General features: G+C 72.0%; 24 protein-coding genes. 5 read left to right on the plus strand and 19 right to left on the minus strand.

Going from position 1 to position 23437, the window contains the following annotated elements; translation table 11 throughout:
• Positions 1 to 106 precede the first annotated feature (106 nt).
• Positions 107 to 685 carry a hypothetical protein gene (locus AB0J55_RS21980; RefSeq protein ID WP_364251259.1) on the plus strand — a complete coding sequence of 193 codons (579 nt, stop codon included), beginning with the start codon at positions 107 to 109 and terminating at the stop codon, positions 683 to 685.
• On the opposite strand, the gene AB0J55_RS21985 is transcribed toward AB0J55_RS21980, so the two are convergent.
• The 6 genes from AB0J55_RS21985 to AB0J55_RS22010 all read right to left on the minus strand — a co-directional run bounded on the left by AB0J55_RS21985 (position 678) and on the right by AB0J55_RS22010 (position 7431).
• Positions 678 to 2972, minus strand: coding sequence for a pyruvate dehydrogenase (locus AB0J55_RS21985; RefSeq protein WP_364251262.1), 2295 nt, complete (start codon positions 2970 to 2972; stop codon positions 678 to 680). The genes AB0J55_RS21980 and AB0J55_RS21985 overlap by 8 nt on opposite strands.
• 107 nt (positions 2973 to 3079) lie before the next feature.
• Complete coding sequence (locus AB0J55_RS21990; protein WP_364251265.1) at positions 3080 to 3565, minus strand: Lrp/AsnC family transcriptional regulator; 486 nt, start codon at positions 3563 to 3565, stop codon at positions 3080 to 3082.
• 13 nt (positions 3566 to 3578) lie between these two features.
• Positions 3579 to 4586 (minus strand): iron-siderophore ABC transporter substrate-binding protein, encoded by a 1008-nt coding sequence (locus AB0J55_RS21995; RefSeq protein ID WP_364251268.1) that lies wholly within the window; start codon positions 4584 to 4586, stop codon positions 3579 to 3581.
• Entirely contained in the window at positions 4576 to 5394 is an 819-nt protein-coding gene (locus tag AB0J55_RS22000; RefSeq protein ID WP_364251271.1) for an ABC transporter ATP-binding protein, read from the minus strand. Before AB0J55_RS22000 ends, AB0J55_RS21995 begins: the two co-directional genes overlap by 11 nt.
• 10 nt (positions 5395 to 5404) lie before the next feature.
• Positions 5405 to 6427 carry an iron chelate uptake ABC transporter family permease subunit gene (locus AB0J55_RS22005; RefSeq protein ID WP_364251274.1) on the minus strand — a complete coding sequence of 341 codons (1023 nt, stop codon included), beginning with the start codon at positions 6425 to 6427 and terminating at the stop codon, positions 5405 to 5407.
• Positions 6424 to 7431: an iron chelate uptake ABC transporter family permease subunit gene (locus tag AB0J55_RS22010; protein ID WP_364251277.1), complete on the minus strand. Its 1008-nt coding sequence runs from the start codon at positions 7429 to 7431 to the stop codon at positions 6424 to 6426. The genes AB0J55_RS22005 and AB0J55_RS22010 overlap by 4 nt, the downstream gene beginning before the upstream one ends.
• 162 nt (positions 7432 to 7593) lie before the next feature.
• Between AB0J55_RS22010 and AB0J55_RS22015 the strand changes: the two genes are divergently transcribed.
• On the plus strand, positions 7594 to 8223 hold the full coding sequence (locus AB0J55_RS22015) for a PadR family transcriptional regulator (RefSeq protein WP_364251280.1): 630 nt from the start codon (positions 7594 to 7596) through the stop codon (positions 8221 to 8223).
• On the opposite strand, the gene AB0J55_RS22020 is transcribed toward AB0J55_RS22015, so the two are convergent.
• Positions 8163 to 8972 carry a class I SAM-dependent methyltransferase gene (locus tag AB0J55_RS22020; protein ID WP_364251283.1) on the minus strand — a complete coding sequence of 270 codons (810 nt, stop codon included), beginning with the start codon at positions 8970 to 8972 and terminating at the stop codon, positions 8163 to 8165. The genes AB0J55_RS22015 and AB0J55_RS22020 overlap by 61 nt on opposite strands.
• 111 nt (positions 8973 to 9083) lie before the next feature.
• Between AB0J55_RS22020 and AB0J55_RS22025 the strand changes: the two genes are divergently transcribed.
• Positions 9084 to 9929, plus strand: a complete 846-nt coding sequence (locus tag AB0J55_RS22025) for a VOC family protein (RefSeq protein ID WP_364251286.1) — start codon at positions 9084 to 9086, stop codon at positions 9927 to 9929.
• Here the strand turns inward: AB0J55_RS22025 and AB0J55_RS22030 are convergent.
• Complete coding sequence (locus tag AB0J55_RS22030; protein WP_364251289.1) at positions 9917 to 11242, minus strand: MFS transporter; 1326 nt, start codon at positions 11240 to 11242, stop codon at positions 9917 to 9919. The two genes, AB0J55_RS22025 and AB0J55_RS22030, sit on opposite strands and share 13 nt — an antisense overlap.
• 94 nt (positions 11243 to 11336) lie before the next feature.
• Here AB0J55_RS22030 and AB0J55_RS22035 point away from each other — a divergent pair, with 94 nt between their 5' ends.
• Positions 11337 to 12266: a LysR family transcriptional regulator gene (locus tag AB0J55_RS22035; protein WP_364251292.1), complete on the plus strand. Its 930-nt coding sequence runs from the start codon at positions 11337 to 11339 to the stop codon at positions 12264 to 12266.
• On the opposite strand, the gene AB0J55_RS22040 is transcribed toward AB0J55_RS22035, so the two are convergent.
• From AB0J55_RS22040 to rpsB, 5 genes are all read right to left on the minus strand, one after another.
• On the minus strand, positions 12216 to 13088 hold the full coding sequence (locus AB0J55_RS22040; RefSeq protein WP_364251929.1) for a phosphatidate cytidylyltransferase: 873 nt from the start codon (positions 13086 to 13088) through the stop codon (positions 12216 to 12218). The two genes, AB0J55_RS22035 and AB0J55_RS22040, sit on opposite strands and share 51 nt — an antisense overlap.
• Positions 13089 to 13417: 329 nt before the next feature.
• Positions 13418 to 13975: a ribosome recycling factor gene (gene frr, locus AB0J55_RS22045; RefSeq protein ID WP_003065592.1), complete on the minus strand. Its 558-nt coding sequence runs from the start codon at positions 13973 to 13975 to the stop codon at positions 13418 to 13420.
• Positions 13976 to 14023: 48 nt separating this feature from the next.
• Positions 14024 to 14767, minus strand: coding sequence for a UMP kinase (gene pyrH / locus AB0J55_RS22050; RefSeq protein ID WP_003065595.1), 744 nt, complete (start codon positions 14765 to 14767; stop codon positions 14024 to 14026).
• Positions 14768 to 14884: 117 nt separating this feature from the next.
• Complete coding sequence (gene tsf / locus AB0J55_RS22055) at positions 14885 to 15700, minus strand: translation elongation factor Ts (protein WP_191310245.1); 816 nt, start codon at positions 15698 to 15700, stop codon at positions 14885 to 14887.
• Between the two features lie 90 nt (positions 15701 to 15790).
• Positions 15791 to 16651 carry a 30S ribosomal protein S2 gene (gene rpsB / locus AB0J55_RS22060; protein WP_364251297.1) on the minus strand — a complete coding sequence of 287 codons (861 nt, stop codon included), beginning with the start codon at positions 16649 to 16651 and terminating at the stop codon, positions 15791 to 15793.
• Positions 16652 to 17539: 888 nt separating this feature from the next.
• On the opposite strand from rpsB, the gene AB0J55_RS22065 reads away from it, so the two are divergent.
• Complete coding sequence (locus tag AB0J55_RS22065) at positions 17540 to 18013, plus strand: M23 family metallopeptidase (RefSeq protein ID WP_364251931.1); 474 nt, start codon at positions 17540 to 17542, stop codon at positions 18011 to 18013.
• Here the strand turns inward: AB0J55_RS22065 and AB0J55_RS22070 are convergent, their stop codons facing one another.
• The 6 genes from AB0J55_RS22070 to AB0J55_RS22095 all read right to left on the minus strand — a co-directional run bounded on the left by AB0J55_RS22070 (position 18014) and on the right by AB0J55_RS22095 (position 23415).
• Positions 18014 to 18862, minus strand: coding sequence for a FliA/WhiG family RNA polymerase sigma factor (locus AB0J55_RS22070; RefSeq protein WP_364251300.1), 849 nt, complete (start codon positions 18860 to 18862; stop codon positions 18014 to 18016).
• A 109-nt stretch (positions 18863 to 18971) separates the two neighbouring features.
• Positions 18972 to 19952 (minus strand): tyrosine recombinase XerC, encoded by a 981-nt coding sequence (locus tag AB0J55_RS22075; RefSeq protein ID WP_364251303.1) that lies wholly within the window; start codon positions 19950 to 19952, stop codon positions 18972 to 18974.
• 103 nt (positions 19953 to 20055) lie between these two features.
• Positions 20056 to 21198: a DNA-processing protein DprA gene (gene dprA, locus AB0J55_RS22080; RefSeq protein ID WP_364251306.1), complete on the minus strand. Its 1143-nt coding sequence runs from the start codon at positions 21196 to 21198 to the stop codon at positions 20056 to 20058.
• Positions 21195 to 21530 carry a hypothetical protein gene (locus tag AB0J55_RS22085; RefSeq protein ID WP_364251309.1) on the minus strand — a complete coding sequence of 112 codons (336 nt, stop codon included), beginning with the start codon at positions 21528 to 21530 and terminating at the stop codon, positions 21195 to 21197. The genes dprA and AB0J55_RS22085 overlap by 4 nt, the downstream gene beginning before the upstream one ends.
• A complete protein-coding gene (locus tag AB0J55_RS22090; protein ID WP_364251312.1) occupies positions 21527 to 23038 on the minus strand; it encodes a YifB family Mg chelatase-like AAA ATPase in 1512 nt (503 codons plus the stop codon). The genes AB0J55_RS22085 and AB0J55_RS22090 overlap by 4 nt, the downstream gene beginning before the upstream one ends.
• Positions 23038 to 23415: a YraN family protein gene (locus tag AB0J55_RS22095; protein ID WP_364251315.1), complete on the minus strand. Its 378-nt coding sequence runs from the start codon at positions 23413 to 23415 to the stop codon at positions 23038 to 23040. Before AB0J55_RS22095 ends, AB0J55_RS22090 begins: the two co-directional genes overlap by 1 nt.
• Positions 23416 to 23437: the final 22 nt, after the last annotated feature.

Raw genomic sequence — 23437 nt, forward strand, 5'->3', positions numbered from 1 at the left:
CGCCCGGGCCACCCCGGCCGGGTATGCCCCAGGTCACCAGCCCCGGTCGCCACCTCCGCATCACCCACAGGGATGATCGACGGCGTTCGACGAAAGAGGTGAGCTCGTGTCCTTCCGGCACCTTGTCCTGGCTGTCGCGGTCGCCTTGGGCGCCGCCGGCTGCAGCACCACGACCGAGGGACCGGCCGCGCCGAGCCCGGTGGCCGGGACGCACGCGACCGTGGGATCCCTGCACCTCCCGCTGCCGCCGAACGCCACCTACACCGAGCACAGCCCGGACGGCCTGCTGGACGGCTGCATCGCCGAAGGCCCCGTGGCCTGCGAAGCGCGCGTCCTGGACCTCCGCAAGGTGGATCCGGACGCGCCGATCAACCTCCCCAGCACGAAGCGGCCCTTCGGCTGGTACACCGGCACGGACCTGCCGACCTGCATCACCCCCGCGTCGCCGCCCGGGAAGGCCGCGGGCGCCACCGGCAGCACGCTCCTCGACTCCGGCTTCGCGAAGATCGGGCCCAAGACGGCCGAGTACGGCCGCTGGAAGGTCACCTGCGAGAACTCGGCGCAGAACAACCAGGTCCGGTCGTGGTGGCTGCCGACGAGCCGGATCCTGGTCGTCCAGTACGGGTCCTTCCCCGGCTGGGACGCCAAGATGGACACCCTACTCGCCGGCGCGACCTTCAGCTGACGACGTCGAGCGCGGCCCGGATGACCGCGTCCGTGTCGATGCCGTGGTAGCGGTAGACGTCCTCCAGCGACCCCGACTGCCCGAAGCTCGTCACGCCCAGCGCGACCGACGGCACGCGGTTGATCCCGGCGAGGAACGCCAGCGTGTGCGGGTGCCCGTCGAGGACCGTCACCAGCGGGCGAGCGCGGGAGGCCGGGAACACCTGGTCGAGGATCCACGACTCGGCGCTGCCCCGGCCGGACCGCGCCTGGACGGCCTCGAACAGCAGGCCCGGGCTGGTCACGCACACGACGTCGGCCTCGACGCCGACCTGGGCCAGCCGCTCGGCCGCCGCCAGGGTGTCCGGGACGAGCGCACCCATCGCCGCCAGCGTCACCGCCGGTGAAGCAGCCCGCCGCAGCAGGTATGCGCCCGCCACGACCTGGCGGCGACGGCGTTCCCGCGCGGCCGGGTCGGCCGGCACCGCGGCGAGGGTCTGGTCGACCGGGCGGGTCGAGAGCCGGAAGTACGACGACGTCCCGCCCGGTTTGCCGAGCCGGCCGAGCGCGGCCAACAGCGTCCACTCGGTGTCGATCGCGAACGCCGGTTCGTAGCTGACGCAGCCGGGCTGCTCGATGCCGATCGACGGCGTGGTGATCGACTGGTGCGCGCCGCCTTCCGGGGCGAGCGTGACGCCGGACGGCGTGCCGATCAGGATCGACTGCCCGCCCGCGTAGATGCCGAACGACCACGGCTCCAGCGCCCGCTCGACGAACGGGTCGTACATGACGCCGACGGGCAGCAGCGGCTCGCCCCAGCGGCTCCAGGTCGCCCCGAGCTCGCCCAGCAGGCCGACCAGGTTCGTCTCGGCGATGCCCAGCTCGACGTGCTGGCCGGTCGGCTTCTCCCGCCAGTGCATGATCGTCTCGGGGTCGTCCTCGAACCAGTCGCGGCGCTCGGTGGCCGACCAGACGCCGACCTTGTTGACCCAGCCGCCGAGGTTGGTCGTCGAACTGACGTCGGGGCTGACCGTCACCACGCGCTTCGCCGCTTCGGGTGCTTCGCGGGTCAGGTCGAGCAGGACGCGTCCCAGCGCCGCCTGCGTCGTAGCGGTCCCGGAGGGCGTACGTCCGATGTCGACGGGCAGGTCCAGCGAAGGCGCCGAAGGGACGTCCGGACGGCGAAGGCGTGAAGCGACTTCGGCGCACAACGCGGCTTCGGGCGACCCGTCGGCGAAGCCCTCCCACGGCGAAGCGAGGTCCGTCCCCAGCGAAGCAGCCAGCTCCTCCATCTGCGCCACGGTCAGCAACGACGAGTGGTTCTGCGGGTGCCCCTGGGTGGGCAGGCCGCGGCCCTTGACCGTGTAGCAGAAGATGACCGTCGGCCGGTCGTCCGAAATGGCCGCGAAGACCTCGTCGAGCGAGCCGAGGTCGTGGCCGCCGAGGTTGCGGATGGCGGCGAGCAGCGTCTCGTCGTCCAGCGTCTCGACCAGCGACGCCAGGGCCGCGTTGCCCGCGGGCAGCCGGTCGCGCACCTGGGCGGCGTCGCAGCGCAGGAGCCGCTGGTACTCGGGGTTCGGCATCCCGTCGATGCGGGCCCGCAGCTCGGCGCCGCCGGGCCGGGTGAACAGCTCTTCCAGCAGCCGCCCGTACTTCAGCGTCAGCACCTGCCAGCCGGCGGCGTCGAACATGCCCTGCAGCCGCCCGGCCGCGATGTTCGGGACCACCCGGTCGAGCGACTGGCGGTTGAGGTCGACGATCCAGACGATCTCGCCCAGCTCGGCGACGGCCGGGTCGAGGATGGCCTCCCAGATCGCGCCCTCGTCCAGCTCGGCGTCGCCGACCAGCGAGTACTGGCGGCCGGTGCCCGCCGAAGACCCCCGCGTGGTCAGGTAGCGGCGGGCCAGCGCGCCCCAGATCGGGGCGGTGGCGCCGATGCCGACCGAACCGGTCGAGTAGTCGACGGGGTCGGGGTCCTTGGCGCGGCTCGGGTAGCTCTGCAGGCCGCCGAATTCCCGCAGCGTCGGCAGGTAGGCCTCGTCGAGCTCGCCGAGCAGGTAGTTGATCGCGTGGAGCACCGGCGACGCGTGCGGCTTCACCGAGACGCGGTCCTCGGGCCGCAGGTGCCGGAACCACAGCGACGTCATGATCGACACCAGCGACGCGCACGACGCCTGGTGGCCGCCGACCTTAAGCCCCGACGGGTTGGGCCGGACCCGGTTGGCCTGGTGCACGATCGCGGTGGCGAGCCAGAGGACCCGCTGCTCGATCGCGGTGAGCGCCGGGGCGGTCACGGGGGCATGGGTCATCGTCGGCACCTTTCGGGCAGGAAGCGCACACCAGGACAGCACTGGTGGACGCATCGCACAACCGATGCCCCCGAAGGTGCGCAGAATGCACACCTGAGGTCGAAGGATCAGGCCCCCGGCTGCGCAGAATGCACGCGCTCCAGCAGGGGCGCCAGGCGGTACGGGACGAGTTCGCGCATGACGAGCGAGATGTTCGTCCGCTCGACACCGGGCGAGGCCAGGATGTGCCCGGCGATCCGGTACAGGTCGTCGGCGTCGACGGCCACCACCTGCACCATCAGGTCGCTGGCCCCGGTCAGCCCGCACACCTCGGTGACCTCGGGGATCGCGGCGAGGGACTCGCCGATCTCGGCGAGACGCCGTTGGTCGACCTGCGCGTTCACGAACGCCCGCAGCGGATAGCCGAGGCGCGCCGGGTCGATGCGGCGTTCGAACGACCGCAGGACGCCGCGCTGCTCCAGGCGCACGAGCCGGGCCTGCACCGTGTTGCGGGACAGGCCCAGCCGCTCGGCCAGCGCGACCGCTGTGGACCGCGGGTCCTCCCCCAGCGCCTGGAGCAGGCGCGCGTCGATCTCGTCGATGGTTTCCGGCACGCGCCCGATCTTCTCAGCCCAGGTACTTCTGGAGGTCGTCCAGGACCTTCATCGCCCCGATCGGGCCGAGGCCGAGGAACCAGACCTCGTCGGCGACCGGGATGGCGTGCTTGGCCTTGACCGCGCTCAACCCGGCCCACAGACCGCCGCCCGTGACGGCCTTCTCGTCCGCGTTCGGGCCGGCCCCGTAACTGGAATAGAAGATCCAGTCGGCGTCGGCCTCGTCGATGTGCTCTTTCGAGGTCAGCGCGGCGAGCTCGTCGATGTTCTGGTTCCGCGGCCGCGCGAGGCCGACGTCCTTGAGGATCACGCCGATGAAGGACAGGTTGCCGTAGAGGCGGACGTTGCCGGAGACGAACCGCAGCAGCGAGATCTCCGGCGCACCCTTGATCCCGGCTTTCACCTCGTTCGCCCGCTTCTGGTAGTCGTTCAGCAGCCCGACGGCCTTCGTCTCCTCACCCAGCGAAGCCCCCACCAGCAGCAGGTTCTCCTTCCACGGGAACCCGGGCCGGATGCTGAACACCGTCGGCGCGATCTTCGACAGCTGCGGGTAGAGGTCGTTGGCGCGCAGCTTGCTGCCGACGATCAGGTCCGGCGTCAGCGCCGCGATCCGTTCGAGGTTGAGGTTGTTGATGTCCCCGACGGCCGGGATGCCCTTGACGCGGTCGGCCAGGTAGGACGGCACGCCATTCTGCCCGGCTGTCGTCGCCATGCCGACCGGGGTGACGCCGAGCGCGAGGACGTCGTCGAGCTCGCCGCTGTCGAGCACGACGACCCGCGTGGGCTTCTTGTCCAGCTTCGTCGTGCCCAGCGCGTGGGTGACCGTGCGCGGGAAGACACCGGGACCGGCGTCCGCGCCGAGCTTGGCCGTCGCGCTGTCCGCGGTGGAGAACAGCCGGCCGCCGGTGGCGACGTCCTGGTCGCCGACACCCGAACTGCTGGGCTTCGACGGCTGGCTGCAGGCGGCGAGGAGCGTGACCGACGCCAGGACGGCGACCATGGATGTCCACTTAGGACGCATCGGGGGTTCCTTCTTCTCGGGGAGCGGCCCGCCGCCGGCCGATCGGGACGACCAGGGGCGTGGCGGATACCGGGTCTTCGATGACCCGGCAGGGCATGCCGAAGACGTCGGCGACGAGCTCGGCGGTGAGGATGTCGGCGGGCGCGCCCTCGGCGGCGATCCGGCCGTCCTTCATCGCGATCAGGTGGTCGCCGTAGCGGGCGGCCAGGTTGAGGTCGTGCAGGACGATGACGATCGTCCGGCCGTCCGCGGCGTTCAGCTCGGCCAGCAGGTCGAGCACCTCGACCTGGTGGGCGATGTCGAGGAACGTCGTGGGCTCGTCGAGCAGCAGCAACGGCGTCCGCTGGGCCAGCGCCATGGCGATCCAGACGCGCTGGCGCTGCCCGCCGGACAGCTCGTCGACCGGGCGGGCGGCCAGCTCCACGGTGTCCGTCGCCAGCATCGCCTTCGCGACGGCGTCGTCGTCCTCGGCGTTCCAGCGGCGGAACACGCCCTGGTGCGGGTAGCGGCCGCGGCCGACGAGGTCGGCGACGGTGATGCCTTCGGGCGCGGCCGGCGACTGCGGGAGCAGGCCGAGCACGGTCGCGACGTCCTTGCTGCGCCACGTCGTGATGCCCTTGCCGTCCAGGTAGACCGCGCCTTTCGTGGGCGTCAGCAGCCGGGCGAGGCCGCGCAGGAGCGTCGACTTCCCGCAGGCGTTGGTCCCGACGATCATGGTGACCTTGCCGGGCGGGATCCGGACGGAGAGGCCCTTGACCACCCGCAGCGGCCCGTAGCCGAGTTCGAGGTCCTCGGTGTGCAGTGTCACGGCGTTCCTCTCACACTCGCCCGGCGCGGTTGGCGGTGGCGAGCAGCCACAGCAGGTACGGCGCGCCCACGGCGCCGGTGACGACACCGACCGGCAGCTGCGTCCCGAGCAGGTGCTGGGCCGCGAAGTCGCCCAGCAGCACCACGAGCGCTCCGGTCAGTGCGGCGGGCGCAAGGCCCGCGCGGGCGCCGCCGACGAGCCGCGTCGCGACCGGATTGGCGACGAAGGCGACGAAGGCGACCGGCCCCGCAGCGGCCGTCGCGAAGGCGGCGAGGGCGACGGCGGCCAGCAGGAGGGCGACGCGGCTGCGTTCGACGTGGATCCCCAGCCCGGCCGCGGTGTCGTCGCCGAGCTGCAGGCCGGTCAACGCGCGGCTCAGGATCAGCGTGGCCGGCAGGAGGACGGCGAGCGCGGCCGCGAGCGGGACGACGTGGTCCCAGCTGCGGCCGTTGAGGTTGCCGGTCAGCCAGACCAGGGCCTGCTGGGCGAGGGTGACGTCGGCCCAGGTCATCAGGTACGACACGACGCTGGTCAGCATCGCGCCGACCCCGACGCCGACCAGGACGAGGCGGTAGCCGTGGATACCGCCGCGGCGGGCCAGGAGATAGATGGTGGCCCCCGCGAGCAGCGCGCCGGCCAGCGCCGCGGCCGAAACCACCGGGCCTGCCGCGCCGAACAGCACGATCGCGACGACCGCCGCCGCGCTCGCGCCCTGCGTCACGCCGATGACGTCCGGGCTGGCCAGCGGATTGCGCAGGAGCCGCTGGAAGAGCGCGCCGGACGTCCCGAAGGCGACGCCGACCAGGACACCGGTGATCGCCCGGGGCAGCCGGAGTTCGGTGACGACGTAGGCCGCGCGCCCCTGGCCGCCGAAGAGCAGTCCGGGCAGGTCGCCGAGGGGCACCGGGAAGTCGCCCACGGCCAGGGAACCCGCGAAGACGGCCACGATGGCGATGGTCAGCACCACCGACACCGCGCGCGCCCGGACCGCCCCGCGACGACGGGCGGCGGCGACCACGCCGGCGGCGGTCACACCGCCACGACCTTCCGGCGCCGCACCAGGAACACGAACACCGGCGCCCCGACGAGCGCGGTGACGATCCCGACCTGCACCTCGGCCGGACGCGCGATAACGCGGCCGACGACGTCGGAGACGAGCAGGAGCAGCGGCGCGAGCAACGCCGAGTACGGGAGCAGCCAGCGGTGGTCGGGCCCGGTGACCAGGCGCGCGGCGTGCGGGACGGTCAGCCCGACGAACGCGATCGGCCCGGCGATCGCCGTCGCCGAACCGCAGAGCACGACCACGGCGAGCGCACAGACCAGCCGCGCCACCGGGACGTTCTGGCCGAGGGAACGGGCGACGTCTTCGCCGAGCGCGAGAGCGTTGAGCCGGCGCGCGGCGACCAGGGCGAGCAGCACGCCCACGACCACGAACGGCACGGCCTGGCTGATCGTCGCCGCGTCCCGGCCGGTCAGCGAGCCGGCCTGCCAGAACCGGAACTGGTCGAAGGTCGTCTGGTCGGTGAGCAGCAGCGCGCTCGTCACCGAGGCCAGCGCCGCCGTCACCGCGGCCCCGGCGAGGGCGAGCTTCACCGGAGTCGCCCCGGCGCGGCCGAGCGAACTGACGCCGTAGACGACCCCGCCGGCGGCCGCCGCGCCCAGGAAGCCGAACCAGACGTACCCGCCGACGCTGGTGATGCCGAACGTGCCGATGCCGAGGACGACGAAGAGCGCGGCACCGGCGTTGACGCCGAGCAGGCCCGGGTCGGCCAGGGGGTTGCGCGTGGCGCCCTGGATGACGGCGCCGGACAGCCCGAGCGCGACGCCGGACAGGACCCCGGCGAGGGTGCGCGGGAGGCGGAGTTCGCGGACGACCAGGTGGCCGGGGTCGGCCGGGTCGAAGTGGAAGAGCGCGTCGAGCACGGTGCCCGGGCTCAGGCCGCGGGTACCGACGGCGATGCTGAGCAGCACGGCGGCGGCGAGGGCCGCGGTGAGGACCAGCAGCCCGGCCGTCAGCGGGAGCGAGCGGGTCCGCACAGGTCGTTACCTTCGCTAACAGGTGGTTAGGCTTGCCTAATCTAGGCTGCCGGATCTTGAAGACTCAAGTTCCGTGAGCCAGCTCACCGGAGACGGGTTGCCGGGCGACCGTTTCCGATATATCGTGAACGTGTCGCAACAGTTCGAGAAAGGAACACAGACATGCGTAGGCACCAACACCCCTTCGCTCACGAACGTGGGCGCGCACCTTTCGGGCCCTTCGGCGGCTTCGGCGGCTTCGGCGAGTTCCCCCCGGGCTTCGGCCCCGGTGGACGCGGCCGCGGCCACGGCCCGCACCGGCGGGGTCACGGCGGACGGCGCAGCCGCCGCGGTGACGTCCGCGCCGCGATCCTGGCGCTGCTCGCCGAGCAGCCCCGGCACGGCTACGAGATCATCCGCGAAATCGGCGAGCGCTCCGGCGGCTTCTGGCGGCCGAGCCCCGGCTCGGTCTACCCGACGCTGCAGCTGCTGGCCGACGAAGGCCTGGTCATCAGCAAGGACGAGCACGGCAAGAAGCTGTTCGAGCTGACCGACGCTGGCCGCACTGCTGCGGAGGAGCAGGACAGCACCCCGCCGTGGGAGCAGATCGCGCAGGACGTCGACCCGACCGAGGTCGGGCTCGCGAAGGCGGGCAAGAACCTGGCCGCCGCCGTCGTGCAGATCATGCGCGCGGGCACCGAGAGCCAGCAGGCCCGCGCGGCCGAGGTCCTCAACGACGCCCGGCGCTCGCTCTACGGCATCCTCGGCGAAGACGAGGAAGAGTCCGCTTCGGGCGAGACGGCAGCCGAGTGACCTGGCAGGACGAGGCCGGTGGGCTTCACCCGCGTGTGGACGCGGTAGCCCACCGGCAGCGTCAGGTCCTGACCGCGATTCCCGTTACGCTGCAAGGACTCCGCGATCGCCTGTTCGGCGACCGGCCGGCTGAATTCGATCTTCAGCACCGCTTCGAGGTCCGCGGCGGTGGCAAACCGCCATTCGGTCGCGACGCGGCGGCAGCCGAACCCGGCCCGGGCGAAGAACCGTTCCACGGCGCCCGGGTCGTAGTGCGGTAGGTCCGCGCGCATCCAGCGGCCGTAGGGCTCGCTGGTCACGTCGAGGTCGACGATCAGGATCGCGCCGCCCGGCCGCAGCACCCGTTCGGCCTCCGCCAGCCCCGGCTCGCACCCGGGCCCGAAGAAGTACGCCGTGCGCGCGTGCACCACGTCGACGCTCGCGCTGCGGACCGGCAGCCGCTGGGCCCGGCCCATCCGGACGTCCACGTTCGACAGACCCTCGACCCGCTTCAGCGCACTTCGCACCAGCGGCTCGTGCGGCTCGACCCCGAGCACGGAACGGGCGTCGCGGGCGAAGCGCGGCAAGTGAAACCCGTCACCGCAGCCGACGTCCAGCACGTCCCGGCCGGTCCAGTCGTGCTCCTCCCGCAGCACCCGCCAGATCTCTCCGCCGCTGTCCTGCGCGCGGTTCTCCAGCTCGTAGTCGGCCTGGTAGTACCAGATGTTCGGGCTCGGCACGACCTCCGTGCGCCGCGACGACCACCGCACCCGCTGCTCCTTCCGGGGCCTGTTGGCCGGAGTGATCCTCCGGCGGCGAAATCTTGGCCGAAACCTCACGGATCACGCCTAGAATTCGGTGGGTCTCGGGAGGAGCACCACATGGCATTCGGCCCGCCCAGTACCCCGTCCCCGGTCCCGGCCGGAATTCCGTGCTGGATCGAGCTGGCCTGCCGCGAGCAGGCCGTGGCGGAAAGATTCTACGGTGCCCTCTTCGGCTGGGAGTACACCACGCTGCGCGACCCGGCGACGTCCGACGGCCGCTACGCCATCGCGTCGATCAACAACCTCCCCGTCGGTGGTCTGTACCGCGCCGCCCAGGGCGCGCCGCTGGGGTGGGTGCCGCACATCTCCGTGCCCCACACCGCCAGCGCGGCCGAGTGGGTGGAGCACCTCGGCGGCCGGATCACCCTCGGGCCGGTGGCGATCCCGGACCGCGGCACGATCATGCACGCCCTCGACGCGTGCGGCGCGCCGGTCGTGTTCTGGGAGGTGCCGCCGAACTGGGAGTTCGTCACCGGCATCCCGAACACCTTCAGCGGCGCGGACCTCAACACCCACGACGGCGTCGCGGCGGACCACTTCTACACCAAGCTGTTCACCTACTCCAGCCATCAGATCGGCGACGGCGAGATGCTCGACTACGTCGAATGGCTCATCGAGCACGAACCGGTGCTGTACCGGTACGTGATGGGTTCGGAGTACAGCCTGGACACCCCGCCGCACTGGCTCGTCTACTTCGACATCGACCCGGCCCGCGGCGTCGACGCGGTCGCGGGCGAGTCGATCATGCACGGCGGCACGGTCGTGATCCAGCCCTACGACACCCCGTTCGGCCGGATGTCGATCCTCGCCGACCCCGAAGGCGCGGTCTTCGCGGTGATCGACCACTCGCGCGTCGCCGAAGGCTGGGGCCGCGCCGAGGTCGACGACCCCTACGACGACTGACGCGCGGCGAACGCCAGCCCCGCGACCAGCGCGTACCCGACCGCCACCAGCCCCATCCCGGCCGCCGGGAGCAGCGCGCCGACGAGCGCGACCCCGATCGCCCCGCCGGTCTGGCGGGCCGCGTTGAGCACGCCCGCCGCCAGCCCGGCCTGCCCCGGCAAGGCGTTCATCGCCAGCGACGTCATCGCGGGCATGGCGAGCGAGCAGCAGCCGAAGACGACCGAGGCCACGACGAACAGCACGAGCGCGCGGTCCGCGGGCAGTACCGCGAAGCCGAGGGCGCCGGCGAACCCGGCGAGCGCGCCCACGACCATCGGGACGCGCGGGCCGAAGCGCCCGGTCAGGCGTCCGCTGAAGAACGCGTTGAGCCCGACGGCGGTGGTCAGCGGCACGAGGGCGAGCCCCGCGGCGAGCGCCCCGAGCGACCAGGCGCGTTGCAGGTACAGGGCAAGGCAGAAGAGCGTGCCGTAGAGGCAGAAGTTGAACAGGCCGCCGATCCCGGCGGCGACCGCGAAGTTCCGGTTCTTCAGGATGCCGAGCGGGAGCACGGGTTCCCGGACACGCTTTTCGGCCGCCACGAACACCGCACCGGCCCCCGCTCCCCCGGTGAGCAGGACGAGCGTCGCCGGCGCGGACCAGCCCGCGTGCCCGGCTTCGATGAACCCGGCGACGAAGGCGGCCAGCGACGCCGTGCCGAGGAGCTGTCCCGCGAGATCGAGGTGGGTCGTCTCGCGGCGCGGCGGCTCGGCGACCGCCCGCCGCGTCAGGACGATCGCGAGGATCCCGACCGGGACGTTGACCGCGAAGACCAGGCGCCAGTCCGCCAGGCCCACGGCGAGCCCGCCGAGCATCGGCCCGGCGGCGAGCCCGGCGCCGCTCATGCCGCCCCAGACGCCGAGCGCGCGAGCCCGGTCCCGCGCGTCCGGGAACTGGTGGACGATCAGCGCGAGCGACGACGGCAGCAGCGCGGCGGCACCCGCACCCTGCACCGCCCGCGCGGCGATCAGCCAGGTGGTGTTCCCGGCGAGCGCGCAGGCGACGCTGGCGACGACGAAGACGGCGACTCCCGCCTCGAAGACGCGCCGCGAACCCCAGCGGTCGCCGGCCGCACCCCAGGTGAGCAGGAACGCGGCGAGCGCGACGGTGTAGGCGTCGACGATCCACTGCAGCGCGGCGGTCGACGGCTCACCGAAATCGGCGCCGATCGCGGGCAGCGCGAGGTTCACGATGGTCGCGTCGAGCGTGATCATCAGGAAGCCCAGGCAGACGGCGGACAACGCGAGCTTCGCCGGGGTTCGGGTTTCGGTGGGCATGTGCCGAGTCAAACTCCCCGACGCTTCGGCCGTCCACGAACCATCGCCTACCTCTGTTAGGCGGAACCTCCCACCGCAGGTCTACCGTGCTGCCATGGAACTGCGGCAGCTGCGGTACTTCCTCGCGGTGGCCGAGGAGCTGCACTTCGGGCGGGCCGCGGAACGGCTGCACATCGCGAGCCCGTCGCTGTCGCAGCAGATCAAGCAGCTGGAACGCGAGCTGGGCACGGCGCTGTTCGTGCGCGACCGGCGGCACGTCGAGCTCACCCGCGCCGGCGCCGCCCTGGTCGGCGACGCCCGGCAGATCCTGGAGCTGGCCGACGCGGCCGCGCGGCGGGTCCGCGGCACCGCGCGGACGAAACTGCGGCTGGGCCACGTGAGCTGGCTGCCGGCCGAACTGACGCAGCTGCTCGGCGACGTCGTCCGGCTCGACGAGTGGGTGCTGCCGTCGCACACGCAGGCCGTCCGCGTCGCCGAAGGAACCCTGGACCTGGCGCTGGCGTGGATCGACGCGGGACGGCTGACGGAGCTGGATCTCGCGGCGCACCTGGTGCGCGTCGAGACGTTGCCCGCGGTCCTGCCGGGCGACCACCGGCTGGCCCGAGCGGCCGAGGTGCCCGCGGCGGCGGTGTCGGTGCTGGTGGACTCCGACCAGTCGTCGTGGCTGGCGTGGAACGAGTTCGCGCTGGCCTACGCGGCGGCCGGCGGCGCGCACGTCGTCCGGATCGACGACGGCGGCGTCACGGGACAGGCGTTCTTCGACCACGTCACGCGGATGCGGGTGCCGGTGTTGCAGTCGCCGAAGCGGCACACGGCCCCGTTCCCGCCGAGCCTGGTGCGGCGCCCGATCGGCGCTCCGGAGCCGGGCTGGGCGTGGTCGCTGCTGCACCGGCGCGACGACGACCGGCCGGAAGTCGCCCTCGTCGTCGAGCGGCTGCTCGGCCTGCGGGCGACGATGGGGTGGGCCGCGGCCTCAGCCGAGCGGCACGAACGCCGAAAGCAGCAGCCAGGACACGACGGCTGAGGGCAGCAGCGAGTCGAGGCGGTCCATGATCCCGCCGTGCCCGGGCAGCAGCGTGCCCATGTCCTTGACGCCGAGGTCGCGCTTGATCAGCGACTCGACGAGGTCGCCGAGGGTCGCGGTGAGCACGATGGCGACGCCGAAGATCACGCCCTGCCAGACGTGGCCGTCGAGCAGGAGGCTGAGCGTCAGCGCCCCGGCGACGACACCGCCGACGAGCGAACCCCCGAAGCCTTCCCAGGTCTTCTTCGGGCTGATGCTGGGCGCCATCGGGTGCTTGCCGCCGAGGACACCGGCGATGTAGCCACCGGTGTCCGAGGCGACGACCCCGATGAGGAAGGTCAGGACCCGCCCGACGCCGTCGTGCGGCGGCACGAGCATGGCCGCGAAGGCGCCGAAGAGCGGCAGGTACGCGGCGGCGAAGACGGACGCGCTGATGTCGCGCAGGTAGCCCTTGGCGCCGCCGGGCAGCCGCCAGAGCAGGGACGCGAGCACGGTGAGGACGAAGGCGGTGAGCGCGCCTTCCCGCCCGAACGGCCAGGCCAGCCAGATCATGGCCTGCCCGCCGACGAGCACCGGGATCATCGCGACCTTGATGTCGGCGACCCGGCGCAGCACCCCGGCGAACTCGAAGGTGCCGACCGCGATCGCGATCGCGATGATCCCGATGAACAGGAACCGCACGGTGAGCAGGGAAACGATGATGGCCGCGCCGAGCAGCAGCGCGACACCGATGGCGGCGGGCAGGTTCCGGCCGGCCTTGGACGCCTTCTTGACGGCCTCCGGCGGCGCCGGGGTGTCCGAAGCACCGGTTTCGGCACCCACGGTCCCGGCGGCCGACAACCGGTCCGCCTCCCCCGCCGCCGCGGCCGTTGCCGAGGTCGCCCCCGGATCCGGACTGCCGGCGGCCGAGGCCCCGTTCCGGGACGCGTTCGCCGGGGCCGCAGGCCCAGCCGGCATCCGGCCCGCGTCGGCCGTTCCCGAGGTCGCGGCGGTCGCACCCGGCGACTCCGGCCCGTTCGCCCCCGCTGTTCCCGGGAACTCCGGCGCGGCCGGGAGGCCGGCGTCGGCCGGTCCCGGCGTCCCGGGAGCGCCGGCCGGTTCGTCTCCGGTCGCGTCCACCCGGTCCTCGCGTTCCTCGCTCACCTGTGCCATCAGACCTCGAGCAGCTCGGCTTCCTTGTGCTTGACCAGCTCGTCGACCTTGTGCACGTAGGTGTCGGTCAGGTTCTGCAGTTCCTTCTCCGCGCGCGCGACGTCGTCCTCGCCGGCCTCGCCGTCCTTGGCGATGCGGTCGAGCTCGTCCTTGGCCTTGCGGCGGACGCTGCGGATCGAGACGCGGGCGTCCTCGCCCTTGCCCTTGGCGACCTTCACCATCTCCTTGCGCCGCTCTTCGGTGAGCTGCGGGATGACGATGCGGATGACCTGGCCGTCGTTGCTCGGGTTCACCCCGAGGTCGGACTCCCGGATCGCCTTCTCGATCGCGCCGAGCTGCGACTGGTCGTACGGCTTGATGAGCGCCATGCGGGCTTCCGGCACGTTCACGCTGGCCAGCTGGTTCAGCGGGGTCGGCGAGCCGTAGTACTCGACGACGATCCGCGAGAACATCGCCGACGAAGCCCGGCCGGTGCGAACCGACTGCAGCTCGTCCTTGGCGACGGACACCGCTTTTTCCATCTTCTCCTCGGCATCGAGGAGGGTCTCGTCGATCACGGTCACTCCCGTTGTTGTGATGGGTGGCGCTTGCTGATCCCAGCAGGTCTAGGCCGGCACCCCGTCGGCGGGGGTGCTGACCAACGTGCCGATTCTTTCACCACTCACCGCACGGGCGATGTTCCCCTCGGTGAGCAGGTTGAACACGATGATCGGCATGTTGTTGTCCATGCAGAGGCTGAACGCCGTCGCGTCGGCGACCTTGAGGTCCCGCTCCAGCACCTCGCGGTGGGTGATCTCGCGGAACATCTCGGCGGTGGGGTCGGCCTTCGGGTCCGCGGTGTAGACGCCGTCGACGGCCTTGGCCATCAGCACGGCCTCGCAGCCCAGTTCGAGCGCCCGCTGCGCGGCCGCGGTGTCGGTGGAGAAGTACGGCATGCCGACCCCGGCGCCGAAGATCACGACGCGGCCCTTCTCCAGGTGCCGCTCGGCGCGGCGCGGGATGTACGGCTCGGCGACCTGCCCCATCGTGATGGCGGTCTGCACGCGGGTCGGCAGGCCCTCCTTCTCCAGGAAGTCCTGCAGCGCCAGGCAGTTCATCACGGTGCCCAGCATCGCCATGTAGTCGGCGCGGTCGCGGTCCATGCCGCGCTGGGAGAGTTCGGCGCCGCGGAAGTAGTTGCCGCCCCCGATCACCACCGCGACCTGGACGCCGGTGCGGGCGACGTCGGCGATCTGCTGCGCGACCGAGTGGACGACATCCGGATCGACGCCGATCGAACCACCGCCGAACATTTCGCCGCCCAGTTTCAGCAGCACCCGCCGGTAGCCACCTTCGACCCGGTCACCCATCTATGTCGCCTCCTACGCCCCTCGACCGCTGTGAATTCCTCTGGACCCGACAGTGCCCCGTCCCCGATGGACGGAGACGGGGCACTGTGGGGGTAGAACCTACGCCCTGGCCTGAACTCAGGCCTGGCCGACCTCGAAGCGCGCGAACTTGGTCAGCGTCACGCCGGCCTCGTCGAGCAGGGCCTTGACGGTCTTCTTGTTGTCCTTGACCGACGGCTGCTCGAGCAGGACGTTGTCCTTGTAGTAGGCGTTGACCTTGCCCTCGATGATCTTCGGCATGGCCTGCTCCGGCTTGCCTTCCTCGCGGGCGGTCTGCTCGGCGATGCGGCGCTCGTTCTCGACGATCTCGGCCGGCACCTCGTCGCGGGTCAGGTACTTGGCGCGCAGCGCGGCGACCTGCATGGCAGCCCCGCGGGCGGCCTCGGCGTCGTCACCGGTGAACTCGACGAGCACACCGACGGCCGGCGGCAGGTCGGAGCCGCGGCGGTGCAGGTAGGTCGCGGTCTGACCCTCGAAGGCCACGACGCGGCGCAGCTCGAGCTTCTCGCCGATGCGGGCCGACAGCTCCTGCACGACCTCGTTGACGGTCTTGCCGTCGAGCTCGGCACCCTTGAGCGCCTCGACGTCGGAGGTCTTGAGGGTCTTCGCGACCTCGACGATCTTCGCGGCGAGCGCCTGGAAGTCGGCGTTCTTCGCGACGAAGTCGGTCTCGGAGTCGAGCTCGATGAGGACGCCGCCGTCGCCGGTGACCAGGCCCTCGGCGGTGGCGCGCTCGGCGCGCTTGCCGACGTCCTTGGCGCCCTTGATGCGGAGGAACTCGACGGCCTTGTCGAAGTCGCCGCCGTTCTCCTCGAGGGCCTTCTTGCAGTCCATCATGCCGGCGCCGGTCATCTCGCGCAGGCGCTTCACGTCGGCGGCGGTGTAGTTCGCCATTCTGGTAAATCCGTCCTTTGCAGGAAATCTGTGGGTTGCCACGCCCGTGCGGCCGGGCCCAGGGGGCGCGGCCGCACGGACGGTGGAGCGTCAGGAGGAAGCGGTCGCCTGCTCGGTGGCGGCCTCGGTCGCGGCAGCGGCCTCGGTCGCGTCGGCGGCGGCGGTCTCGGAGCCGGCGAGCAGCTCCTTCTCCCACTCGGCCAGCGGCTCGTCCGAAGCGACGCCCGGCTCGGGCTTGGCGTCGGCCGAAGCACCGTTGCGGCTGGAGCGGGCCATCAGACCGGCGGCCGCGGCCTCGGCGACGACCTTGGTCAGCAGCGCGGCGGAGCGGATCGCGTCGTCGTTGCCCGGGATCGGGTAGTCGACCTCGTCCGGGTCGCAGTTGGTGTCCAGGATCGCGACGACCGGGATGTTCAGCTTCCGAGCCTCGCCGACGGCGATGTGCTCCTTCTTCGTGTCGACGATCCACACCGCGCTCGGCACCTTCGCCATGTCGCGGATACCGCCGAGAGTCTTCTCCAGCTTTTCCTTCTCGCGGGTCAGCGTCAGGATCTCGCGCTTGGTGAGGCCGGCGAAGCCGCCGGTCTGCTCCTGGGCCTCGAGCTCCTTGAGGCGGAGGAGGCGCTTGTGCACGGTCTGGAAGTTGGTCAGCATGCCGCCGAGCCAGCGCTGGTTGACGTAGGGCATGCCCACGCGCGCGGCCTCGTTGGCGATGGCTTCCTGAGCCTGCTTCTTGGTGCCGACGAACATGATGGTGCCGCCGTGCGCGACGGTTTCCTTGATGAATTCGTACGCACGGTCGATGTAGGTCAGCGTCTGCTGCAGGTCGATGATGTAGATGCCGTTGCGCTCGGTGAAGATGTAGCGCTTCATCTTCGGGTTCCACCGGCGGGTCTGGTGCCCGAAGTGCACGCCGCTGTCGAGCAGCTGCTTCATGGTGACGACGGCCATTGCCGGAATCACACCTCTTCTGTGTAGTGCGCGCTTCGCTTCCGCTGACGCGCTGCTCGGTTTGTCGCTCGCGGCCGGGTGGCCGTCCGCCCTGGTGCCCGTGCCGGCATCCGGACCCCGGGGCGAGGACCTCGGGGACCGCCGGACGCCGCGCGCCCACCCGGCTGCTTCCAGACCGGGGAACGCGCACGTGCACGCGAAGTCAGCCCGCTGATGCGGACCGCGGAAAAGATTCTACCCCCTGCCACCACCCCCGCCCCCACCGGCGGCCGCTCACCGGTCCAGTTGTCCACATCGCCTCCGGTTATCCACAGATTCACGATCGCCACCCCACGAACCGGCCGGGTACCGCACGCTGGAGCCATGGAGTCGATCATGCGTTGCCGACGGTGGGTTTTGGCGGTGGTTGCCCTGGTCACGGGGGTGTTCGGCAGTTTCGGAGGTGGGATCGGAAGCAGCGGCGGGGAGGTTCGGGTGCCGGGGTTCGGAGGTGAGCTGACGGCATCGGCGGCCCTGGGGACAGGCGGCGCCCGAACGGGTGGATCCGGGGTGGCAAGGGTGGCGGGGTCGTGGATGAGCGGCCCGGCACCGCCGCTGCTCGTCGCCCTGGCTGCAGATCCGTCGGCCAACGATTTGGCGCCGCCATCGCCGGCAGCCCTCCTCGCCGGCCTGCCCCCGGATCCGTGGACCGGCCACGTAGCACCGCCATCGCCGGCTGCCCCCTTCGCTGACCTGACCGCAGAGCCGTCGGCCAGCGACCTCGCACCGCTATTGCCGGCTGTCCTCCTCGCTGACCTGGCCTCAGATTTGCGGACCGGCGACCTGGAACCGCCGCCAGCAAGCTTCCCTTTGCCCGGCCCGTCGGCGACCACGCCGTGGATCGCTGCGATCCAGCCCTCACCGATCGCCGGCCTGGGCGCTTCCCCTGTTCTGCGGCAGTCGCGGCTTTCCTGGCCCTTGTCACCCGTTCCGGTGGTCACCAAATATTTCGACGCTCCCGAAACCCCCTTCGGCGCCGGGCATCGCGGGGTCGATCTGGCCGCCGTGCCCGGGCAGGACGTGCTGGCGGCCGATGCGGGGGTCGTCGTTTTCGCCGGGATGGTGGGTGGGCGGCCCGTGCTGTCCGTCGACCACGACGGTGGGCTGCGGACCACCTACGAGCCCGTTGCGCCGAAGGTCGCCGTGGGTGAGCAGGTCTACCGGGGGCAGGTACTCGGCACCGTCCTCGCCGGGCACCCGGGCTGTCCGGCCGCGGCGTGCCTGCACTGGGGCGTGCGGCGGGGCGAGGAGTACGTCGATCCGCTCGCGCTGACCGGCGAGACCGGCGAATACCGGCTCAAGCCGTGGGGAGGTGGTGGCTGATCAGGTGCCGGTCTGCTCGACCAGCTTGGCGCGCAGCCGCATGACCGCCCGCGTGTGCAGCTGGCTCACCCGCGACTCCGTCACGCCGAGGACCTTGCCGATCTCGGCGAGGGTCAGGCTCTCGAAGTAGTAGAGACTGACCACGATCTTGTCCCGCTCGGTGAGCTGCGCGATCGCCTGGGCGAGCTGGCGGCGGTTGTCCTGGTCGACGAGCACCGCGACCGGGTCGACGGCGTCGTCGTCGGGCAGCGTGTCGACCAGCGAGCCGCTGTCCTTGCCCGCGGCCACCAAGTCCTCCAGCGCGACGACGCTGGTGAGCTGCAGCTGGCCGTAGAAGTCGCGCAGCTCGTCGAGGCCGATACCGAGTTCGGCGGCGAGCTCCGCGTCGGTCGGGGTGCGGTGCAGGCGGGCGCCGAGGCGCTCCATCGCGCGCTCGGCCTCCTTGGCCTTGCTGCGGACCGCGCGCGGCACCCAGTCCTGCGAACGGAGGTCGTCGAGGATCGCGCCGCGGATGCGCTGCATCGCGTACGTCTCGAAACGCAGGCCGCGCTCGGGGTCGAACTTCTCGATCGCGTCGACGAGGCCGAAGATGCCCGACTGCACCAGGTCACCGACGTCGATGTGGGTCGGCAGGCCGGTGCCGACCCGGCCGGCGACGTACTTGACCAGCGGGGCGTAGTGCAGCACGAGCCGATCGCGCGACGCCTGGTCGGGGCTGTCGGCGAACTGCTGCCACAGCGCCGCGATCCCGGCGTCGACGTCGTAACCCGCCCGGGTGTCCGCGGGCGCGGCAGCCTCACCGCGAGCGGTCACTCCGGCGGCTTCGGTCACGTGCGGGCCTGCGGTCATTGCACCGTCGTTCTCGGCATGCGGCTCAGTGTCGTCTCCGTGCTCGTGCGGATGCGCGTGCGCCGCCGGGCCTGCTGCTGACGACCCCGGCGAGCCTCCCCGGACCGCCTCAGGCCCTGGGGTGCGCTCGGTCATGGATCGCTTTCAACCGGTCGACGGTCACATGAGTGTAGAGCTGCGTCGTGGCAAGCGTAGCGTGACCAAGCAGTTCCTGAACGCTCCTGAGATCGGCACCCCCTTCCAGCAGATGGGTCGCGGCCGAATGCCGCAGGCCGTGGGGCCCCATGTCGACTGTTCCGGGCACCGCGGTGACGGCGTCGTGCACCACGCGCCGCACCGCCCGCGGGTCGACGCGTTTCCCCCGCACACCGAGGAAAAGCGCGGCCTCGGCGCTCTCACCACCCGTTTCAGCGACGATCTTCGGCCGCCCCTCCTCGATCCAGTCGCCCAGCGCCTCGGCCGCCGGCACGCCGAACGGGACGACCCGTTCCTTGCCGCCCTTGCCGAGCACCGTCACGACACGGCGGGAGAAGTCGGCTCCGCCGACGTCCAGCCCGCACAACTCGGACACCCGGATGCCGGTGGCGTAGAGCAGCTCGACGATCGCGCGATCACGGAGTGCGACCGGATCGCGTTGCGCGGCCCCGGCCGCCGACGCCTGCATCACCTCCCCCGCCTGCCCGGCACGCAGCACCCCGGGCAGGGTGCGGTGCGCCCGCGGGGCGGCGAGCCGGCCGCCCGGGTCGGTGGCCAGGACGCCGGTGCGATGTGCCCAGGCGGTGAACGTCCGCGCCGAGGCGGCCCGCCGGGCGAGCGTCGTCCGGCTCGCCCCGCCGGACTGCTGCGCGGCGAGCCACGCCCGCAACCGCGCGAGGTCCAGATCCGCGAGCCCGCCTCCGCCGTCCACGACGAACCCCAGCAGCGCCACCGCATCACCGACGTACGCCCGCACGGTGTGTGCGGACAGGCCGCGTTCGAGCCCGAGGTGCCGTTCGTACCCGGCGACGACGGCCCGCACGGGTTCGGGCAACGCGGCCCGGAGCGCGCGCAGATCGGGGCGGCGGGCCCGTCCGGAGCGTGATGACGGCATGGATGTCACGCTGCGCGAACAACCGCCTCCGGTCAAGGATCGCCACGCGTCCGCACCGGACCGGCCGAACACCGTCGACGATTTCGCCCGGATTCCGTGGTGGTCACGCGCTTTCCTTCCGTCGTCGCCAGCCCGCTTCCCCGCGGACGGCGAATCCGTCGATTTCCAGTTCCGGCAGCAACGCCCGCACCCGCCGCAGCGGCAGGCCCGATTCGGCCGCGATTTCGGAGTCGGACCGGTCGGCGCGCACAGCCAGTGCCTCGAAGGCGCGCAACGCCTCGGGCCCCAGCCGGTCGGTACGCCGTTTCGGGCGGCCCCTGGTGGTGTCTTCAGCAGCGCCGAAGTGGCCCACGGTTTCGAGGACCTCGTCGACGGTCGAGACCAGCGTCGCCCGGGCATCACGGATCAGGTCGTGACAGCCGGCGGACATCCCGGACGACACCGGGCCCGGCAGCGCCATCACCACCTTGCCGAGCGCGCCCGCAGTGCTCGCGGTGTTGCGAGCGCCGCTGCGCCGTCCGGCCTCGACGACCAGGGTGCCTTCGGTGAGAGCGGCGATGAGCCGGTTGCGGACCAGGAACCGGTGCCGGGCCGGCGGGGTACCGGGCGGGTACTCGCTGACGACCGCACCGCCGGACCCGACGATCCGCTTCAGCAGGGCGACATGCCCCGCGGGATAGCCGGCATCGACGGCACAGCCCAGTACGGCAACGGTGACGCCGGACGCGGCGAGCGCGCCTCGGTGCGCCGCGCCGTCGATGCCGTAGGCGGCGCCCGAGAAAACCGGCACACCCCGGACGCCGAGCCCGTAGGCGAACTCGGCGGCGTGGTGCTCGCCGTACTCGGTGGCGGCACGGGCACCGACCACGGCCACGGCCCGATCGGCGGCGGTGCCGAGCGCAACATCCCCGGACACCCACAAAGCCAAGGGCGGCACGGCTTCGGCCACCCCACGCCGGGCGGCGAGATCCAGGGCGAGCAACGGCCAGGCCGGCCACTCGTCGTCTTCGGGCACGACAAGGCGAGCACCTGCCTCGGCAGCCCGGGCGAAGTCCTGGGCGACAAGGTCATAGCCTTGCCGCGCCTCGGTCACCTTCAGCACCTCGGGCGGGCAATCACCACGCCGAACCCGCCCAGCGGCGGCCACGGGCCCATGCTCGGCGACGAAGGCGACGAGCGCAGGCGCCGGCGGCTCGGCCACGCGCAGCAGGTAGGCGCGAGCCTGCCGCAGCTCGTCGGCACTCATGCCGCCACCCGCTCACGGAAAGCCAGCGCCGAACCGACCACTCCTAGGTGGCAGTCGGTGCGGAAACCGATGCGACCCGACGTCAACTTCTCGATGGCTAACCACAGCCTGGCTCGCGCTGCCGGAAGGCCGACGCCAAGCCGACCCTTGTCGGCCGGCCCCCGGCGGACGAACGCAATCGAGGCGGTCGCCAACGAACCGGGCACCCTCAGGGAGGTCGCGCAAATCTGCAATAGCTCGACAGCGCCCACGTCAATCCGCTCCCGGCCGACCCACGTCGAGTGGACGAACGCCGCCCAAGCAGCAATCCGCCGCGACACACAGATGCTCATGCCGCCACCCGCTCACGGAAGGCCAGGGCTGACCCGATCTGTTCGGCGCCTGGGCGTGGCTCGCCGTCCAGGTCAGCCAGAGTCCAGGCGATGCGCAGGCAACGATCCGCGCCGCGGCCGCTCAATGCGCCGCGCTCCATGGCTCGGTCGAGCAGCGCCGTTGCCTCTGTGGGCAGCGTGAACTCGCGGCGCAGCGCCGGACCGGGGACTTCCGAATTCGAGCGCCAGCCGTGCTCGTTCCACCTCCGGGTGGCGCGCTCGCGGGCTTGGAGTACCCGGCCGCGCACCTTTTCCGTCGGCTCCGCGGTTCCCGTGTCGTGTGCGCTGAGCGCACTCAGCGGACGCAGGCGAACCCTCAGGTCGACGCGATCGAGGAGCGGCCCGGACAGGCGGCTGAGGTAGCGCCGGCGGGCTGTTGGCGAGCACACGCAGTCGGCGTCCTTCGGCGGGGCGCACGCGCAGGGGTTGGTCGCCAGCACGAGCTGGAACCGAGCCGGATACGTGATCGCGCCCTTGACGCGGGCGATGCGTACCTCGCCCTCCTCCAGCACCGTACGCAGCGACTCGAGGCGCTGGCCGCCGAACTCGCAGACTTCGTCGAGGAACAGCACTCCCCGGTGGGCGCGGCTGATCGCTCCCGGGGATGCCAGACCGCTGCCGCCGCCGATGAGGGCCGCGACCGTGATCGAGTGGTGCGGGGCGACGAACGGCGGCACGGTGACCAACGGCGAGGACTTCGACAGCGATCCGTCGACCGAATGCACCGCGGTGACTTCCAGGGATTCCTCGGACGACAACCGCGGCAAGAGACCCGGCAGCCGCCTCGCCAGCATCGTCTTGCCGACGCCCGGCGGCCCTGTGAACAGCAGGTGGTGACCGCCCGCGGCGGCGACCTCCAGGGCCCAGCGCGCTTCGGGCTGGCCGACGACGTCGGCGAGGTCGGGCACCGCCGGGGGCGCGGCGGGTCCCGGCGGCTCGGGTGCGGCCAGCCCGGCCTCGTTCTTCAGCCAGGCCACCAGATCACGCAGGTGCGGCGCGCCCGCGACCTCGATGCCGTCGACGAGAGCCGCCTCCACCAGGGAGTCCGCCGGGACGACAGCTCGCCGGTAACCCGCCGCGCGTGCCGCCAGGAGGCCGGGCAGGATGCCGCGGACCGGGCGGACCCGGCCGTCGAGAGCGAGCTCGCCCAGCAGCACCGTGCCGAGCAGCCGGGTCGCCGGGACCGCGCCCGTCGCCGCGAGCACGGCGGTGGCGATGCCGAGGTCGTAGGCCGAGCCGACCTTCGGCAGGTTCGCCGGGGACAACCCGAGCGTCACCTTGCCGTCCGGCCAGGGCTGACCGGAGTTGCGGACGGCGGAGCGGACGCGGTCCTTGGCCTCCCGCAACCCCGCGTCGGGCAGGCCGACGAGGGTGACGCGGCTCAGACCACCGCCGAGGTCGGCCTCGATTTCGATCACCCGGCCGTCGATCCCGAGCAGCGCCACCGAGAAGGCTTTCGCGATGGGCATCAGAACGCCGCCTCGATGTGCTGGAGGCGGGCCTGGGTGCCCGGTTCCGCCAGGATCGTCACCACGTCGTAGCGGATCGGGCACCAGCCGATGCGGAACTCTCGTAGCCAGCGTTGGGCCGCGCGGCGGACTCGGCCGGCCTTCTCCTCTGTGACCGTTTCGGTCGGGAGGCCGAATTCGGTGCCCGTGCGGGTCTTGACCTCGCAGACGATGACGCGGGTCCGGTCGGTGAAGACGAGGTCCAGTTCGCCCTCGCGGCAGCGCCAGTTGCGGGCCAGCAGGACCAGGCCGCGGTCCTGGAGGTAGCGGAGCGCGAGGTCCTCGCCCCAGGCACCCAGGTCGCGGCGGTGTCTTGCGAGCTCGTCGGTGCCCGTCATGGTCGCCCCCTCGTCGGTTCGC

The organism is Amycolatopsis sp. NPDC049688 (assembly GCF_040674975.1).
Classification (GTDB): Bacteria; Actinomycetota; Actinomycetes; order Mycobacteriales; family Pseudonocardiaceae; genus Amycolatopsis.